The 14,728-nt window shown below is 59.1% G+C and carries 12 protein-coding genes; 6 read left to right on the plus strand and 6 right to left on the minus strand.

Features of this window, described 5'->3' with window-relative positions; all coding sequences use genetic code 11:
• The first annotated feature begins 129 nt into the window (after nucleotides 1-129).
• The 3 genes from B0G57_RS04655 to B0G57_RS04665 all read left to right on the plus strand — a co-directional run bounded on the left by B0G57_RS04655 (nucleotide 130) and on the right by B0G57_RS04665 (nucleotide 3,299).
• The gene (locus tag B0G57_RS04655) at nucleotides 130-1,335 is read left to right on the plus strand and encodes an arabinose transporter (protein ID WP_035468339.1); all 1,206 of its coding nucleotides are present in this window, start codon (nucleotides 130-132) and stop codon (nucleotides 1,333-1,335) included.
• A gap of 122 nt (nucleotides 1,336-1,457) precedes the next feature.
• Nucleotides 1,458-2,483: an aldo/keto reductase gene (locus B0G57_RS04660; protein ID WP_020566048.1), complete on the plus strand. Its 1,026-nt coding sequence runs from the start codon at nucleotides 1,458-1,460 to the stop codon at nucleotides 2,481-2,483.
• A 48-nt stretch (nucleotides 2,484-2,531) separates the two neighbouring features.
• Nucleotides 2,532-3,299, plus strand: a complete 768-nt coding sequence (locus tag B0G57_RS04665) for an SDR family oxidoreductase (RefSeq protein WP_018439458.1) — start codon at nucleotides 2,532-2,534, stop codon at nucleotides 3,297-3,299.
• A 21-nt stretch (nucleotides 3,300-3,320) separates the two neighbouring features.
• Here the strand turns inward: B0G57_RS04665 and B0G57_RS04670 are convergent, their stop codons facing one another.
• Nucleotides 3,321-4,229 (minus strand): LysR family transcriptional regulator, encoded by a 909-nt coding sequence (locus tag B0G57_RS04670; protein WP_018439457.1) that lies wholly within the window; start codon nucleotides 4,227-4,229, stop codon nucleotides 3,321-3,323.
• A 254-nt stretch (nucleotides 4,230-4,483) separates the two neighbouring features.
• On the opposite strand from B0G57_RS04670, the gene B0G57_RS04675 reads away from it, so the two are divergent.
• On the plus strand, nucleotides 4,484-4,807 hold the full coding sequence (locus tag B0G57_RS04675; RefSeq protein WP_146013312.1) for a carboxymuconolactone decarboxylase family protein: 324 nt from the start codon (nucleotides 4,484-4,486) through the stop codon (nucleotides 4,805-4,807).
• 250 nt (nucleotides 4,808-5,057) lie between these two features.
• Nucleotides 5,058-6,239: a porin gene (locus B0G57_RS04680; protein WP_026229451.1), complete on the plus strand. Its 1,182-nt coding sequence runs from the start codon at nucleotides 5,058-5,060 to the stop codon at nucleotides 6,237-6,239.
• Nucleotides 6,240-6,349: 110 nt separating this feature from the next.
• Here B0G57_RS04680 and B0G57_RS04685 read toward each other — a convergent pair whose 3' ends face one another.
• Complete coding sequence (locus B0G57_RS04685; protein ID WP_018439454.1) at nucleotides 6,350-7,321, minus strand: NAD-dependent epimerase/dehydratase family protein; 972 nt, start codon at nucleotides 7,319-7,321, stop codon at nucleotides 6,350-6,352.
• A 231-nt stretch (nucleotides 7,322-7,552) separates the two neighbouring features.
• Between B0G57_RS04685 and B0G57_RS04690 the strand changes: the two genes are divergently transcribed.
• Nucleotides 7,553-8,890: an MFS transporter gene (locus B0G57_RS04690; RefSeq protein WP_018439453.1), complete on the plus strand. Its 1,338-nt coding sequence runs from the start codon at nucleotides 7,553-7,555 to the stop codon at nucleotides 8,888-8,890.
• Between the two features lie 108 nt (nucleotides 8,891-8,998).
• Here B0G57_RS04690 and B0G57_RS04695 read toward each other — a convergent pair whose 3' ends face one another.
• The 4 genes from B0G57_RS04695 to B0G57_RS04710 form a co-directional block, all read right to left on the minus strand.
• Nucleotides 8,999-10,429: an aldehyde dehydrogenase family protein gene (locus B0G57_RS04695; RefSeq protein WP_018439452.1), complete on the minus strand. Its 1,431-nt coding sequence runs from the start codon at nucleotides 10,427-10,429 to the stop codon at nucleotides 8,999-9,001.
• Nucleotides 10,416-12,125: an NAD(P)-dependent oxidoreductase gene (locus B0G57_RS04700; protein WP_158256600.1), complete on the minus strand. Its 1,710-nt coding sequence runs from the start codon at nucleotides 12,123-12,125 to the stop codon at nucleotides 10,416-10,418. Before B0G57_RS04700 ends, B0G57_RS04695 begins: the two co-directional genes overlap by 14 nt.
• 75 nt (nucleotides 12,126-12,200) lie before the next feature.
• The gene (locus B0G57_RS04705) at nucleotides 12,201-13,175 is read right to left on the minus strand and encodes a Bug family tripartite tricarboxylate transporter substrate binding protein (protein ID WP_026229450.1); all 975 of its coding nucleotides are present in this window, start codon (nucleotides 13,173-13,175) and stop codon (nucleotides 12,201-12,203) included.
• A gap of 96 nt (nucleotides 13,176-13,271) precedes the next feature.
• Nucleotides 13,272-14,675, minus strand: coding sequence for an MmgE/PrpD family protein (locus B0G57_RS04710; RefSeq protein WP_158256601.1), 1,404 nt, complete (start codon nucleotides 14,673-14,675; stop codon nucleotides 13,272-13,274).
• Nucleotides 14,676-14,728: the final 53 nt, after the last annotated feature.

The raw sequence follows: 14,728 nt of genomic DNA on the forward strand, positions 1-14,728 counted from the left end.
TGGTCCGTCAACCCAACGCCGGCTAAACAAATCGCGACCATTGCGCTAAATTCGACGCCAAATAGCGCGCACGATGCGCTGAGACGATGCTGAACCGCTCGACGCTGACGAGCTCACCGCTCGATGGAAATGCCCGTGACGCCACCGCAATACCATTCGGCAGCGGCCGACCGCTCTTTGCTCTCGCTGATGACGTGCGTCTTCACCGTGTTTCTGGTCACGGGTGCCGCGCTGCCCGCTTTGCCGCTGCACATCCATCGCACTCTTGGCTTCGGAACATTCACTGTCGGTTTGGTCTCCGGTGCCCAATTTGCATCGTCGCTGATCTCCCGACTGTGGTCCGGCGCGATTGCAGACCGGCGGGGGCCGAAGTTCGCCGTTTCCACAGGCCTTGCGTTGGCCGCGCTGGCCGGACTTCTGTACCTGTTGTCCCTGATGTTCTCCCGCAATCCGTCGCTGTCCGTCGCGATTTTGTTCATGGGTCGCGCGCTGCTCGGCGGCGCCGAGAGTTTCATCATGACCGGGTCGCAAAGCTGGTGCCTCGCACTCGCCGGTCCGGGCAATGTCGGCAAAATGATCGCGTGGATCGGAACATCGATGTTCGTGGCACTGGCCGCTGGTGCACCGCTCGGCAGTTTTCTGTTCGAAAAATTTGGCTTTGCTTCGATCGGGCTCGCCACTTTGGCCGGCGCAGTCGTGACAATGCTTCTCATCAGTCGGGTTCCGGATGCCAGAACCCGATCCGAGAATGGAGAAATCGTCGGGAAAGTACTGAAAGCCGTCTGGCTGCCGGGGCTGGGCATGGCGTTTCCAGGTCTTGGCTACGGCATCATGACCGCGTTCTCCGTCCTGCTGTTCGTTCAACGCGGCTGGCAGCCCGCGTGGCTCTCCTTCACCGCATTCGCCGCAGCGCTGATGGTGGCACGGGTCTTTTGCGGTGCATTGCCCGATCGCCTCGGGGGCGCGCGTACTGCCGTCATCTTCGTCACAATCTACAGCTTCGGTATGGCGCTCGTCTGGGCCGCACCTGCCGCATGGCTCGCCTTCGCGGGGACTGCGCTGGCGGGATTCGGCTATGCGCTCATCTATCCCGGCTTCGGCATGGAAGCTGTAGCGAGGGCGCCAACGAACGCCAAAGGGTTGGCCATGGGTATCTACACTGCGTTCATCGATCTCGCGCTCGGCGTCTTTGCGCCTCTGCTCGGCCTCGTCGCCAATGTAACGGGGCTTGGGCCCGTCTTTCTGATTAGTGCGATTCTCGCCCTTTGCGCCGTACCAATCGCAATGAGGCTTCATTCGTCTGCTGAACCCGCTCGAGAAGCGCATCTCATATGACACGCGAGCTCCGCGTTACCTGCTCGACAAGTGTATGTCGCCTGTTTCCTTTCTGGGCAGAAATCACGACTTCGTGAACGCGGATAGTCGTCGCCCAAAGTCTCGATCATCCGGAGAAGCAAATGCAATACGTCAATCTTGGCCGGACCGGCCTCAAGGTTTCACGCCTTTGTCTGGGTTGCATGAGCTACGGGGAACCGGCCCGTTTGCCCCAACCTTGGTCGCTGGATGAACAAACGTCCCGGCCGTTCTTTCGTCAGGCACTCGAGGCAGGAATCAACTTCTTCGATACGGCGAACATCTATTCCGGCGGCAGTTCTGAGGAAATTACCGGGCGTGCGCTTAACGACATGGCGCGACGCGAAGAGATCGTAGTCGCGACGAAGGCATTCTTTCCTTGGAGAAATTCGCCCAATACCGGCTTTCTTTCGCGCAAGGCGCTATTCCAGTCCATCGACGACAGCCTGCAGCGACTTGGCATGGACTACGTCGATCTGTATCAGATCCATCGCTTTGACCACGGTACGCCGATCGAGGAGACGATGGAGGCGCTTCACGACATCGTCAAAGCTGGAAAAGCGCGCTACCTCGGCGCCTCGTCGATGGAGGCATGGCGTTTCGCCAAGATGCAGCGCGTTGCCGAGCGCAACGGCTGGACACGTTTCATCTCCATGCAACCCCAGTACAACCTCCTCTATCGTGAAGAGGAGCGCGAGATGCTGCCGCTTTGCTCCGACCAGGGAGTAGGCGTCATCCCGTGGAGTCCTATGGCACGGGGCAGGCTGACACGCGACTGGAGCGAAAGCACCCACCGCACGAAGAACGATGCGTTCGCCATACAGATGTATCTCAGCACAGAGGCACAGGACCGGAAAGTAGTCGATGTGGTAGCGCGGATTGCCGACGATCATGGCGTTCCACGGGCGTATGTCGCGCTCGCCTGGCTGCTGGCGAAACCGGCAGTAACCGCGCCAATCATCGGGGCGACCAAGCCTGAGCATCTTGCGACAGCGATCGAGGCGCTCGACTTCTCTTTGACCGACGATGAAATCGAGGCGCTAGAGGCACCTTATGTGCCTCATCCAGTCGACGGGATCGTTCCGCCGCTTCCTGACGACCCACCGACTATTACGCCGCCGCGCGGCTGACAGCCGAAACCATCGATTTAGACAATTGTTCCACCAGGGAAATGAAACATGAATCCGACCTATAACTTCAAAGGCCAGGTGGCCTTCGTCACTGGGGCTGCGATGGGCATGGGTCTCGCTGCAGCTCGTGCATTTGCGCAAAGCGGGGCCTCCGTGGTCCTGGCCGATCTTGACGGGGACCTCGCCTCCCGGGAAGCACAAAACATTGCCGACGAAGGCGGCATTGCGATAGGCGTCGCCTGCGACGTCACCGACGAAGCCCAGATCGCTGCCGCCGTTGATCGGGCCGTAGCGGAGTACGGGCGGCTCGACATGGCATTCAACAACGCCGGCATCCAGGTGCCCCCTAACGATGCGGCGGACGAACCGGTCGAAAACTTCCAGCGCGTGGTGGCAGTCAACCAGTTCGGCGTCTGGGCAAGCATGAAGCACGAACTGCGCGTGATGCGCGCCCGGGGATCGGGCGCGATCGTCAACAACTCCTCGCTCGGTGGCTTGGTCGGGCTTCCCGAGCGGGCGGCCTATCATGGAACGAAGCATGCCGTACTCGGGATGACGAAGAGCGCTGGCGTCGAATACGCGTCCCGCGGCATACGCATCAACGCCGTTTGTCCCGGGACCATCGATACTCCCATGGTGCAAGACATGCTCCAGGGGCAGGCCGATGCAATGAAGGTGATACTGAAAGAACAGTCCATCGGTCGCCTTGGACGAGCCGATGAAGTTGCCGCCGCAGTACTGTGGCTATGCAGTCCGGGGGCGAGCTTCGTCGTGGGCGTCGGCTTGCCGGTCGATGGTGGCTTTACAGCCCACTGAAGCCGATTGCCGCTGTCATCGTCATAGGCCAAGCGGTCGAAGCTCCCGCACCAGCTCGATCAAGAGACGAAGGCCCGTAGGTACCTGGCGCCGGCCCGAATAATAAATATGGAAGCCGGGCTCGCAAGGGGCCCAGTCCGACAAAACGATACGCAGCCGGCCTTCGTTGACGTATGGCGCGACCAGTGGTTCGGGAAAGTACATCAGCCCTGCCCCGCCCAGCACCGCAACGAGACCCGTCTCGGCATGATCGACGATGATGGACGATGGAACTGTTATAGACAGCTTCTCACCGGCCCGTTCAAACTCCCAGCGATATATCCGGTCATCGCCAAGCCGATTGCTCACGCAGCGATGATGCAGAAGGTCGTTGGGATGGATAGGGGCGCCGAATCGATCGACATAACCCGGTGCCCCTGCCACGACCCAACGAATATCGGCGGAAAGCCGCTGGGCAATCATGTCTTCCGGCACAGTACCGCCGTAGCGAATGCCTGCATCGAACCCGCCTTCTGTCACGTCGACCATTCGATTGTTCGCAACGATGTCGAGCTCCACGCCGGGAAACCGCTCGACGAACGTGGGCAGTACGGGGGCCACGAGCAGCGTTGCTGCCTCGACGGCAACATTGATGCGGATGCGACCCGCCGGCGCGTCCCGGAAACGATTCAACGTCTCGACTGCGTTATCGATCGCCTCGAACGGCTGCCCGATCGATGTCGCGAGCGCGTCACCGGCGGCCGTCAACGTTACGCTTTTAGTAGTCCGGTTCAGGAGGCGAACCCCGAGGCGGTTCTCGAGCCCCTTCAACGCATGACTGAGCGCGGAAGCGCTGACGCCCAGCTCGATCGCCGCACGACTGAAGCTCCTGTGGCGTGCAATAGCAAGAAAGTAGATCAGATCCGCTATGTCGGTTCGATTCGTTTGCATCACTTGAAGTCCCCTTTTTGTTCCGAACAATGAAACTCGGTTCACTGGCTTGCATCGCAATCCGAAACAGGCATAACCTGAGTCTACTCAAGCCCGCTGGTCTCGGTCTCGCCTTGTCAGCGAAGCCGTCTCACACCAGTTAACCCGCCGCGCGAAAATCCCCGCCTGCTCGAGGCAGCACATCGCCGTATCTAGCGGTCAGCGATACGTCATGCCGCCGCAAGTCGGTGAACGCTGCCTACAGAATCCTTTTCATGAAGACGAAACCTCGAATCCCATCATCTCAGCGATTGGCGGACGCGAATCCAGAAGCCATGCGCCACTACGAGAGGATGCGCGTCGCGGTTTCGGCGTCCACCGCCGTCGACGGCGGCCTTCGTGAGGTCGTGCTCACAATGCAGTTTGCCGTCTTGGGACATGAGTTCCCCTTCAAGATCCACGCGCGTCGCGCAATGGCACAAGGTCTGACCAAAGACGCGCTACGCGCGCTGCTGATGGCAGGGCTCGGCGTGACCCTTGTTGCAAGCGAGGTCGGTCGTGCCCTCTCTTGGCTGGACGAAGACGCTATCGAAGGGTGACGCGCCGTCGTTCCTCGGCTCAGGATCACACTTCGAATGGAACTCTAGTTCCAATGTACGGCACTGATTCCGATTAATTGACTCGCCCGCGCTCGGTGGATAGATTCGGAAACGCGTGCTCGTGTTCGGCTAGATAGCGGTGGTCGTGGACGCCCTACCTTGCCACGCCTGCGACAGTGAGACCGTGCGCATGTCCATTCTGGAATGGCATCGCGTTTATGCACCTACTACAAGACATTGGAGACAGATGATGCGAAAGCAGTTGTTTGCGCTTGCCGCGCTTGGCATGTCCAGTTTGTCCGTCTATGCCCAGAACAGTGTGACCTTGTACGGGATCATTGACGAAGGTATCAACTACAACAGCAACGCAGATGGACATCGCCTTTACAATCTTTCGAGCGGCGTCCTGCAAGGGAGCCGGTGGGGACTCAAAGGCCGTGAAGACCTCGGCGGTGGACTGAGCGCCCTTTTTGTACTTGAAAGCGGCTTCGACGTTAATAACGGCAAGATGGGCCAAGGCGGCCTGCTATTCGGTCGCCAGGCGTATGTCGGCCTCGGTAGCCCATATGGGACTTTGACGCTCGGCCGTCAGTACGACATGGTCGTCGACAATCTGGGCCGGTTTATAGTCGGCGATCAATGGGGCGGCTACATGGCCGCGCATCCAGCCGATCTCGACAACTTCAACAACACGTACCGCGTCAACAACGAAATCAAATACACGAGCCAACCGATCGCCGGACTCACATTCGGGGGTACCTACTCTCTCGGCGGTGTCGCGGGCAACGTCAGCCGCAATCAGATCTGGTCTCTCGGCGCTAGTTATGACAACGGCCCACTTCTGGCGGGCATTGGATACCTGAATGTCCGCAATCCCAACACCTCCTTCTATGGGAGCGGAGGTACGCAGGCGGCCACGACTGGCGGCGTGCCCGGATCCAACCTGGGTTCGTCACCGGTCATCTCTGGATACGCATCGGCTCATACATTACAGGTGATCGGTGCAGGTGCCGCTTATACGTTCGGGGCTGCCACAGTGGGGGCGACATACTCGAACACCAAGTTCATGAGTCTCGGCGACAGGACCAGCGGTCCCGTACCAACTGGCGGCATCTCCGGAACCGCGACCTTCAACAACGCAGAAGTGAACTTCAGGTACCAGATCAACCCTGCTCTCGTGGCCGGCGTCGCGTACGACTACACCCACAACAGCGGCGCCGCGGGTCAAAGCTCAGCAACCTATCATCAGGGGTCGGCCGGCATTGACTATTTTCTGTCGAAGCGGACGGATCTTTACACTGTCGCAACATTTCAGCACGCGCATGGCAAAGACTCCACCGGCAAAACGGCTGTCGCCTCGATCAACCAGTTGACGCCATCGACGTCGGACCGTCAGTTGGCGATCCGCATCGGCATTCGCCACAAGTTCTAACTGTCACTATCGCAGCGCCGGTGAGCCCCGGCGCCGTCTCGTGCTGAAGTGCAGTTCGCTAAACAGACAGATGACGGCGACATGCCGGCAAAGCCGGCTTTAACGGCGCGTCAGGATTCCCGGTATTTCCGGTAGGTCTGCAAGTATTCAGCGATTCCGCGTGCGATCTGGAACTGCGGTGTCCAGCCCAACGAATCCCTAGCCAGCTTGATGTCGAGCGGAACGCGCGACTTCAGGTTTTCTTCCTCTAGCGGCGTCAAGGCATCACCGATCTCTATCTCGGCGCCAGGCACCATACTCCGCACAATGCGTGCAATCTCCGTCGGCGACACGAGGCTCCCTGCTGCAATATTGATGACGTGCGACTGGCCGGGCTGTGTGCCGTCGAAGTGAACCGCTGCCGCGACTGCCCGAGCTACGTCCCGCACATGTGTCAGATCGCGCTTCATTCGTCCCCCCGTCGAGAATGTCGTCCTGATCCCGTCGACTGCATTCTCGATCATCGGTTTGATGTAGAGCGGTGTTCGCATTCCAAAACCGTATACGGCAGCAACACGAAGCGCCAGGAAATCGATGCCGTGAAATTGACCGTAAGACATCCCGATTGCCTCGGCAATCATCTTCGACGTGCCGTAGTGAGCGGAGGGGTTTGCGCGCACTATCGAAAACGCGGGATCGGCTTCTTTCTGCACGGGCCCGACTCCGGCATGACATGCTGTGTTGCTTGAAATCAGAACAATTTTCCGGACATCGAGCGCACGCGCTACTTCGCAAACGTTAACGAAACCCATCACGTTGGTCTGGTAGAAACCGCTCGGGTCTTCGAGCGACGGCTCCAACCCCACACGCGCCGCCGCGTGCACGATGACGTCCGGCCTGACGCTCCTGCACGCCGAAGACAGGGAGGCGACGTCTGCGATCTCGCCGGAAATCAGCGCGTCGGGCAAATCCTTGGCGACCCACGCTAGATCGGATGCAACCTGCGCCCGGTCATACGCATAGACCTCGCTTCCCGCTTCCGTCAGGGCCTCGAAAATGTATGCGCCGACAAAGCCTGCACCACCAGTAACAAGAATCTTCAAAATCCGTTCCTCATGAGTGTCTCAACCGGATATGAGCGCATCGCTTCTTCTTGCGCTGCTCCTGGCTGCTCATTATGACCACCAAACCCGGCGCGCCGAAAGTTTCGTTGATCGAAACGAATTCTGGAAACGTTGACCCTGTCAAAAAACCGGAATAGATTCGTTCAGGTGGCCAAGCGAGGTGAAGCCACCCGACCACGAGAATAGATATCAAGTTCACGGAGACAAACGATGGCAAGTCCAGCATCGGCAACGACGCGGCAAAAGCGCCTCATCATCGCATCCACGTTCATCGGGTCGACGATCGAGTGGTATGACTTTTTCATCTTCGGCACAGTTTCGGCGCTGTTCCTGAACAAGCTCTTCTTCCCGGCTGTCGATCCGACGATGGGCGCGATGTTTGGCTTCATGACATTCGCGACGGCCTGGCTGGTCCGCCCAATCGGAGGTGTGATTGCCGGGCATCTGGGCGACAAGGTAGGCCGCAAGACAACACTTCTGTGGAGCTTTGTGATCATGGGTGCGGCAACCACCCTGATCGGACTGTTGCCGACATACGATAGCGCCGGATATATCGGCGCGGTCCTGCTCGTGCTTCTGCGGATCGTACAAGGTCTGTCGGCCGGTGCCGAATACGGAGGTGCGATCGTAGCCGTCGTCGAGCATGCTGACGAGAAGCGGCGCGGACTATTCGGCAGTGTCCCGCAGAGCGCGGCGTTTTTTGGTTTGCTGCTCGGCAATCTCACGTTTCTTGCCATGACGGCACTCGACAAGCAGGCGCTGATGGCATGGGGCTGGCGCGTCCCGTTCGTTCTGAGTGCCGCCATGCTGATGGTAGGCATCTACATCCGTAACCGGGTGGCCGAGTCTCCCGCATTTGTGAAGGCGAAAGCCTCCGGCAACATCGAAAAACTTCCGGTGATGACCGTACTGCGCGAATACCCGCGTCAGCTGCTCGGCGTCCTGTTTGCGCAAGCAGCGCCGAATACGTTCTTCTATACCTGTGCCGTCGCGATGGTCGCGTATTCGGTGTCGAAGCTCAAGATGGCGCAGGCCGACATGCTCATTGCAGTGTCGATCGGAGCTGCGGTCGAGATGGTGATGATCCCGATCTACGGCATGTTGGCCGACGCGATCGGTCGCCGTAAGGTCTTCGTATGGGGCATCGTTGCGCTTCTGGCAGGTGCTATCCCCTTCTGCCTGGCAGTGGAGGCACGCTCGTATGCAGGCATGGTCGCCGGTTATATCTGGGTTCTTGGGATCGGTCATGCCGCATGCCACAGTTCACAGGCGTCATTGTTTTCCGACATGTTCCCGACATCGGTACGCTACACGGGCATCTCGGCCGGCTACCAGATGTCCGGTGCGATCTTCGGAGGCCCGCTGCCGATTATTGCAACCGCGTTGATCGCTTACCAGAACGGGGGCATCCGCGTGTTTTTCGGTTACACCCTGCTCATTGGCGTAGTCAGTCTGATCGCTATCATGGCTAGCAAACCGCACCACTCGCTGGTGGGCAAAGTCGAGGCGTCGACGTCCCGAAATCAGCAGGTTAAGTCGTCGCTTTGACATGCCCCGTTATCTGGATGGCATAAAGCGACGATGCCACCTCAAGATCATGAATTGCCGACGCGCCGAGATCTGGTCTATTCAGTATCTGGGCGCAGTCGGGGTGCCCTAGGCTGCTGAGTTCGCGAAGCCGATCATTGCCTTCACTTCGAGATATTCTTCAAGTCCGAAGACGCCCATCTCCCGGCCATTACCCGACTGTTTGTAGCCGCCCATCGGCGCGACGTTATTCGATGAAGCGCCGTTGAGGAAAATGCGGCCTGCCTGCATGCGCTCAGCGAGCTGGCGAGCCTTCTCCACATTCGAGGAAAAGATATATCCGCCTAGGCCGTAGCGGGTTCCATTGGCGATGTCGACGGCGTCATCGATATCATGATAGGTGATGACGGATAGCACGGGACCGAAGATCTCCTCCTGCGCAATCGTCATGTCCCGGCGGACGTCCGAGAACACTGTGGGTCGAATGAAGAAGCCTTTATTGATGCCTTCGGGGCGACCCGGGCCGCCCGTGACGACTTTCGCGCCTTCTTCAATGCCACGCTCGATGAAGTGCTGAACCCGTTCGAACTGCGCTCGATTGACAACAGGCCCAATAGTGGTTTCAGGGTTCCGCGGGTCGCCTACCTTGACCGATTCGGCTTCTTCCCGGATCAGCGCGATCAGTTTGTCTGCCTGGTTTTCCGAAACAAGGATGCGCGTTGGCGAATGGCAGGACTGCCCCGTGTTCGAAAAGCCCCGCGAGACATTGAACCGCGCAGCCGCCGCAAGATCCGCGTCAGGCAGAATGATGTTGGCGGATTTTCCACCCAGCTCCTGGCACACCCGCTTCACCGTGCCGGCCGCAGCCTGCGCCACCATCACGCCAGCACGTGTTGACCCGGTAAAAGAGACCATATCGATGTCGGCGTGACGCGAGATCGCCTCGCCGACAGTCGGTCCATTCCCGTTCACTAGATTGAACACTCCCGGTGGCACGCCCGCGGCGTCGAGCGCGTCTGCGAGCACGACAGCACTGAGCGGAGTAAATTCGCTTGGCTTTGCAACGACCGTACAACCAGCGGCGAATGCCGATGCAAGCTTCTGACACATCAGCTGCAATGGCCAATTCCAAGCAGAGATGAGGCCGCAGACACCAATGGGCTCCCGGCGAATCACGTTGTCGCCGAGCATATGCTCGAACGAGTAGTCACGCAGCGTGACGATCGCCTGACGGAACGCCTGAACCGCAGTTCCCGTCTGCCCTTTCAAACTGCTCGGGGCGCCCATCTCTTCGGTTACGGCATCCATCAGGTCCGGCTCCCGCTTCAGCAGTGACTCAACAATGCTGCTGAGGAGTTCCATCCGCCATTCTTTCTTCGATTGCGAGAACGACGGGAATGCCCGCCGCGCTGCGACAACCGCCGCGTCGACATCTTCCGCGGTCCCGAGCGTAACGTGTCCGTAGGCTTCTTCAGTTGCGGGGTTGATCAGTTCGAAGCGTTCCGTGCCTACAGGTACCGTCCATTTACCGTCGATGTAAAACCGGTCAAGTTTTTTCATGATTCCTCGATTCCTTGAAAGAGCCAATTCCGTAGAGGCGGCCGAGTTCATCGACCTGTGCCTGCGGTCCTAAAATTCGCGATCCTGCCTCGAGCACCGTCCTTACGATATTGAGCAGAGGGAGAGGAGCCCCCGTCAGACGCCCCATGGAAGCGATCAACTGTTGATCTTTCACCACAGTTCTGAGACTGGCATCAGCGGTGGGAGTACCTGTCTCAATGGATTTCAGGACACGGTCCAGCGCTCCCGAGGCGCTCGCTTCCGTTGAGAGCGCTGCGCGCAATGCGTCAATCCGAATGCCAAACGCTGCCGCAAGAGACAGCATCTCGTAGACGATCAGCCGGTTTCCAGCCGCGAGCGCATTTTTCACAAGCTTGATTGCCTGACCAGAGCCGGGTGCTCCGAAATAGACGACTTCCCCTCCCATCGCCTCGAGTACCGGCCGTACACGCGAAAACGCCGTGCCCGTTCCGCCGCACATCGTAACGAGGCTGCCGTTCCGTGCTCCCTCCGGCCCACCTGTCACCGGAGCGTCGATCATTGCTACTCCCGCGGCCGCGAGCCGCTCGCCAAAGCGAACTGTCTCGGCCGGGCCGCACGTTGTCTGGTCGATTACTATCGTTCCGCGGGCCAAAGCCGCATACATCCCGCCGGGGCCGAACAGGACCTGTTCAACCTCTTTCGCGCTCGGAACGCAAAGGAAAACGAGGTCACATACTGCAGCGAGAGAAGCAACGTCCGCAGAGGCGCGTGCGCCTTTTCGCGTCAGGCGCTCGACTTTCGCCGGATCGGGATCGTAGACATGAAGTTCGCGAGCGACCTGTAGGGCCTGCGTTGCCAGAGCGCTGCCCATGGCCCCCAGCCCAACGTAGCCTATAACGGGTGAACGCGGCGCATCGCCTCGAGCATATTCAAGTGCCGCACCGGTGACGACCATGTCTCTTCGCAATCCAACCAGGCGCTCATAATTGCCCAGCGAATCGGTGGCAGGCTGCTCGTCGTCGGCACTGCGCGGCGGCTCCAGGCTTAGCAGGCTTGTCGCAGAGGAAGTGAGCGGAAGCGGTAGACCGAGCGGCAGTGCCGCATCGATCAGGTTGCATAGCATTCTCGCGACCGCCTCTGGCATAGGGATATCACCGCCTTCCCTTTGAAGCAGTTCATCGAATAACTTTTCTGCCTGCCTACTGCGGCCACTACTGCGACCTATCACCGATGCTGCAAGGTCAACGGGCAAACGCGCTCGCAACGTCATGCCGACAGCCTCGATGGTCACCATCCGGCTGATTCCGCAGATTGCGTGCTGGAGTAATGAAATCAGCCAGGCGTGTTTCGTATTAATACCGCAATACACCGAGCGCAAGGACATTCGCGTGAAGATGGATGCGGCCCCTTCGCTTGCCGCAGCGTCCCCCGACAGAAACACTCGACCTCCGGCCTCGTCGTCCAGCGACAATGCGGCCGATACGAACGGTACATGCCCTGCCGGCTGGTAGCCCAGGTCCCCTTCGCGCGAATGTTCATCAATGAGCGCCACAACAATAGCGTTCGATCCTGGCGTCAGCCCGGTGACGATGCGTCTACTAACCGCAGCATTGACGTCAGACGCGATCAGGACGCACATGCAACCGCGGTTGAAGAACTCAGCGTTCTCTTCTTCGCCCGCGCTGACCCACACCACGGCTCCCAGTTTTCGCAACGAAGACAACCACCTTTCAGATGGGTTGCCAACGCAGGCAATTGATCGCATCACGCTCCTCACCTTTTAGCGGGTTTATTGCTTGGGAACGCCCATGGTCCTGATCATCTCCTGGTTATCGGTCAGATCCTTCTTCAGGAACGCGGTGGAATCCGCAGTCGTCTTGTAGAACGGTTCGGTGCCCTGCGCTTCCAGCTTTGCCTTCAAGGCCGGAACACTGAGCACTTTCTCCAGAGCGTCGTTTATCTTTTTGACAACTTCTTTGGGCGTTCCTGCGGGCGCAAAAAGTCCGAGCCAGTAGTAATACGTGAAGCCCGGCAGACCTTGTTGAGCGGTGGTCGGAACATCTGGGAGCACGGGAAGCCGCGAATCGCTAGTGACAGCTAGAGCCTTGAGAAGCCCTCCGTGAAGGCCGGCGGCGCTGCTGCCATAAGCGTCGACCATGAAGCTCACCCGTCCTGCAATGACATCCGGCATCGCAGCGCCGTTGCCTTTGTACGGCACATGCTGCATCTGTATATTGGCCTGCTTGAGCATCATCGCCGCAGCGATATGCGTCGTCGTCCCGATCCCGGCCGAGCCAAAGCTGATTTGCCCAGGATGCGCTTTAGCATCGGCGACAAGATCGCCCAAGCTCTTGTAGGTGGACTTTGCACCGGCAATGACGAGGGCGGGAGAGCGTGCGAAGGTTCCAACCAGCGTGAAGTCTTTGAGCGCGTCATACCCCGGCTCTTTGTTGACCGACTCCTGGATCGAAATAGTGCTCCCAGTAGACATCAGCGTGTATCCGTCCGCCGGCTGCTCCTTCGTGTATCGAATGCCGACCAGCCCACCGGCGCCAGTCCGATTGTCCACGAGGACCGACTGGCCAAGTACATCACCGAGCTTTTGCGCAACGACACGGGTCGTCACGTCTCCCCAGCCTCCCGCCGAAACCGGGACGATGATCCTTATCGTCCGGGACGGGAAATCGGCCGACGACGCGATGTTCGAATATGCGCAGGTCGCGGCGACGAGCATGCCGATTGCAAATCTGTTCAACGTTTTCACTTACGTCTCCTCGCTTCAGGTTCGCGCCGCCCCAGAAAAAGAAGGCTTTTCGCGCGATGGTTAACTCATATGCGCAAATACTGCGCATGTCTCCTCTCACGACGGCATATCTGCTCTTATCGTGTCGATCAGATCATGGATGGACGGCAGGACGTTCATGTCCTGTATCAGGCTGAAGCTCTCGGCCACATGCTTTGCGCTCACTCCACCGTATGGCATCAGCGCCTCATACTTCTGCCTGAGTTCGGCCCAGTGAATCCCTCGGACCGCCGCGCCCTTCGGCGCCAGCACACAAGCCTCGTGAACCGCGCCATCAACCGTTGTTATCCGCACGATCGCTCCGCTCTTGAAGTCGGTCTTGTTCGGAACGTCATAATCGAGCCGCGTCACACGGTCGAATAGCGACCGGATGCGTGCATCTGCGATCTTTTCAGGAAGCGCATGCTGCCACCCGTACTCGCGGTCTGCTGCTCCCGCGGCCGCGAAGTAGAAAGGGCTGTGGGCGATCCCAATCAGATCCGTCGGATGCTTAGGCCCAGGGAACGGGTAGTCCGGCAGTGTGAATTCGATCTCCTTGATGTCGGCCACATCGAGATTTCCTTTTTCTGCCGCGATGGCCGCGGCTTCCGCAACAGCATGGAATGGAGAGCCGCCGGGTACCAGTTTGATGCCCAGTTCTGTCCTGAGGCTCCACTTCGTTCCTAGCTGGTCCACCGCATCCTGTCCGTGGCAGCCCGTGCCAAGCGTGTCGAAGAAGCCTCTCGGCATCTCGAATCCGGACAGATCCGCTGTGTACCCATGCTTAGCCGCTTCGGCTGCCGACACGCCCATCATCGCTGCATTGCCCGCGTGGTATTCGCGCGCGAGGCTCGTTGCCGCGACAGCGTGCAATCCTCCTAACGACGTTGCCGCGAGAACCAGTGCATGTGCTGCCTGATCAGCAGTGAGTTTCAGAAGACGCGCCGCCGCAGCGGCCGCAGCGAAAGTCGCCACGACGCAACCATGGAAGCCCTTGCGTTGCAGGCCGCCAATCATCGAGGTGTTGATATTCCCCGCAATTTCATAGCCCACGATGACGGCTTCCAGTACCTCAGTTCCGCTTGCCTTGCGCGCTTCACCAACGGCGATAGCGGACGCGCAAGCTTGCGTGCCACTGTGAACGATGTTTCGGAGATCACTGTCGTCGGACGCAGCCGCGTCGCTCATGAGTCCATTGAGGCGCGCCGCTGCTACAGGTGGCAACTTATCCCAGCCACCGAACCAGGCAGTACTGACAGGAATTCCGCCGCGTTCTTTTTCGAGCTGGCGAATAAGCTTGCTCGATTGCAGCGTCGATCCCAAAGCCGCGCTCGCAAAGGTGCTGGCCACCAGCATTTTCCCGTGCTGTACGACGTCGCCCGGAAAGCTTTCCAGGCTCGCATTCGCGATGAACTGACCGTAGCGCTGAGCGACAGTTTCAGTACGATAAGACAAATCCGTCTCCTGTTGATCTTTTATCACGGCGCGCCTGCCGAGCTCGGCAACTCGCGTGCTCAGCTGTCAACCCACTCTTC

It is taken from the genome of Trinickia symbiotica, assembly GCF_002934455.1.
GTDB classification, from domain to species: Bacteria; Pseudomonadota; Gammaproteobacteria; order Burkholderiales; family Burkholderiaceae; genus Trinickia; species Trinickia symbiotica.

Bases quoted from the DNA above. Each gene is read 5' to 3' on its own strand.
- B0G57_RS04665 (WP_018439458.1), top strand. From the start codon at position 2,532: ATGAATCCGACCTATAACTTCAAAGGCCAGGTGGCCTTCGTCACTGGG.
- B0G57_RS04655 (WP_035468339.1), top strand. From the start codon at position 130: ATGCCCGTGACGCCACCGCAATACCATTCGGCAGCGGCCGACCGCTCT.
- B0G57_RS04675 (WP_146013312.1), top strand. From the start codon at position 4,484: ATGAAGACGAAACCTCGAATCCCATCATCTCAGCGATTGGCGGACGCG.
- B0G57_RS04660 (WP_020566048.1), top strand. From the start codon at position 1,458: ATGCAATACGTCAATCTTGGCCGGACCGGCCTCAAGGTTTCACGCCTT.
- B0G57_RS04670 (WP_018439457.1), bottom strand. From the start codon at position 4,229: ATGCAAACGAATCGAACCGACATAGCGGATCTGATCTACTTTCTTGCT.
- B0G57_RS04690 (WP_018439453.1), top strand. From the start codon at position 7,553: ATGGCAAGTCCAGCATCGGCAACGACGCGGCAAAAGCGCCTCATCATC.
- B0G57_RS04695 (WP_018439452.1), bottom strand. From the start codon at position 10,429: ATGAAAAAACTTGACCGGTTTTACATCGACGGTAAATGGACGGTACCT.
- B0G57_RS04680 (WP_026229451.1), top strand. From the start codon at position 5,058: ATGCGAAAGCAGTTGTTTGCGCTTGCCGCGCTTGGCATGTCCAGTTTG.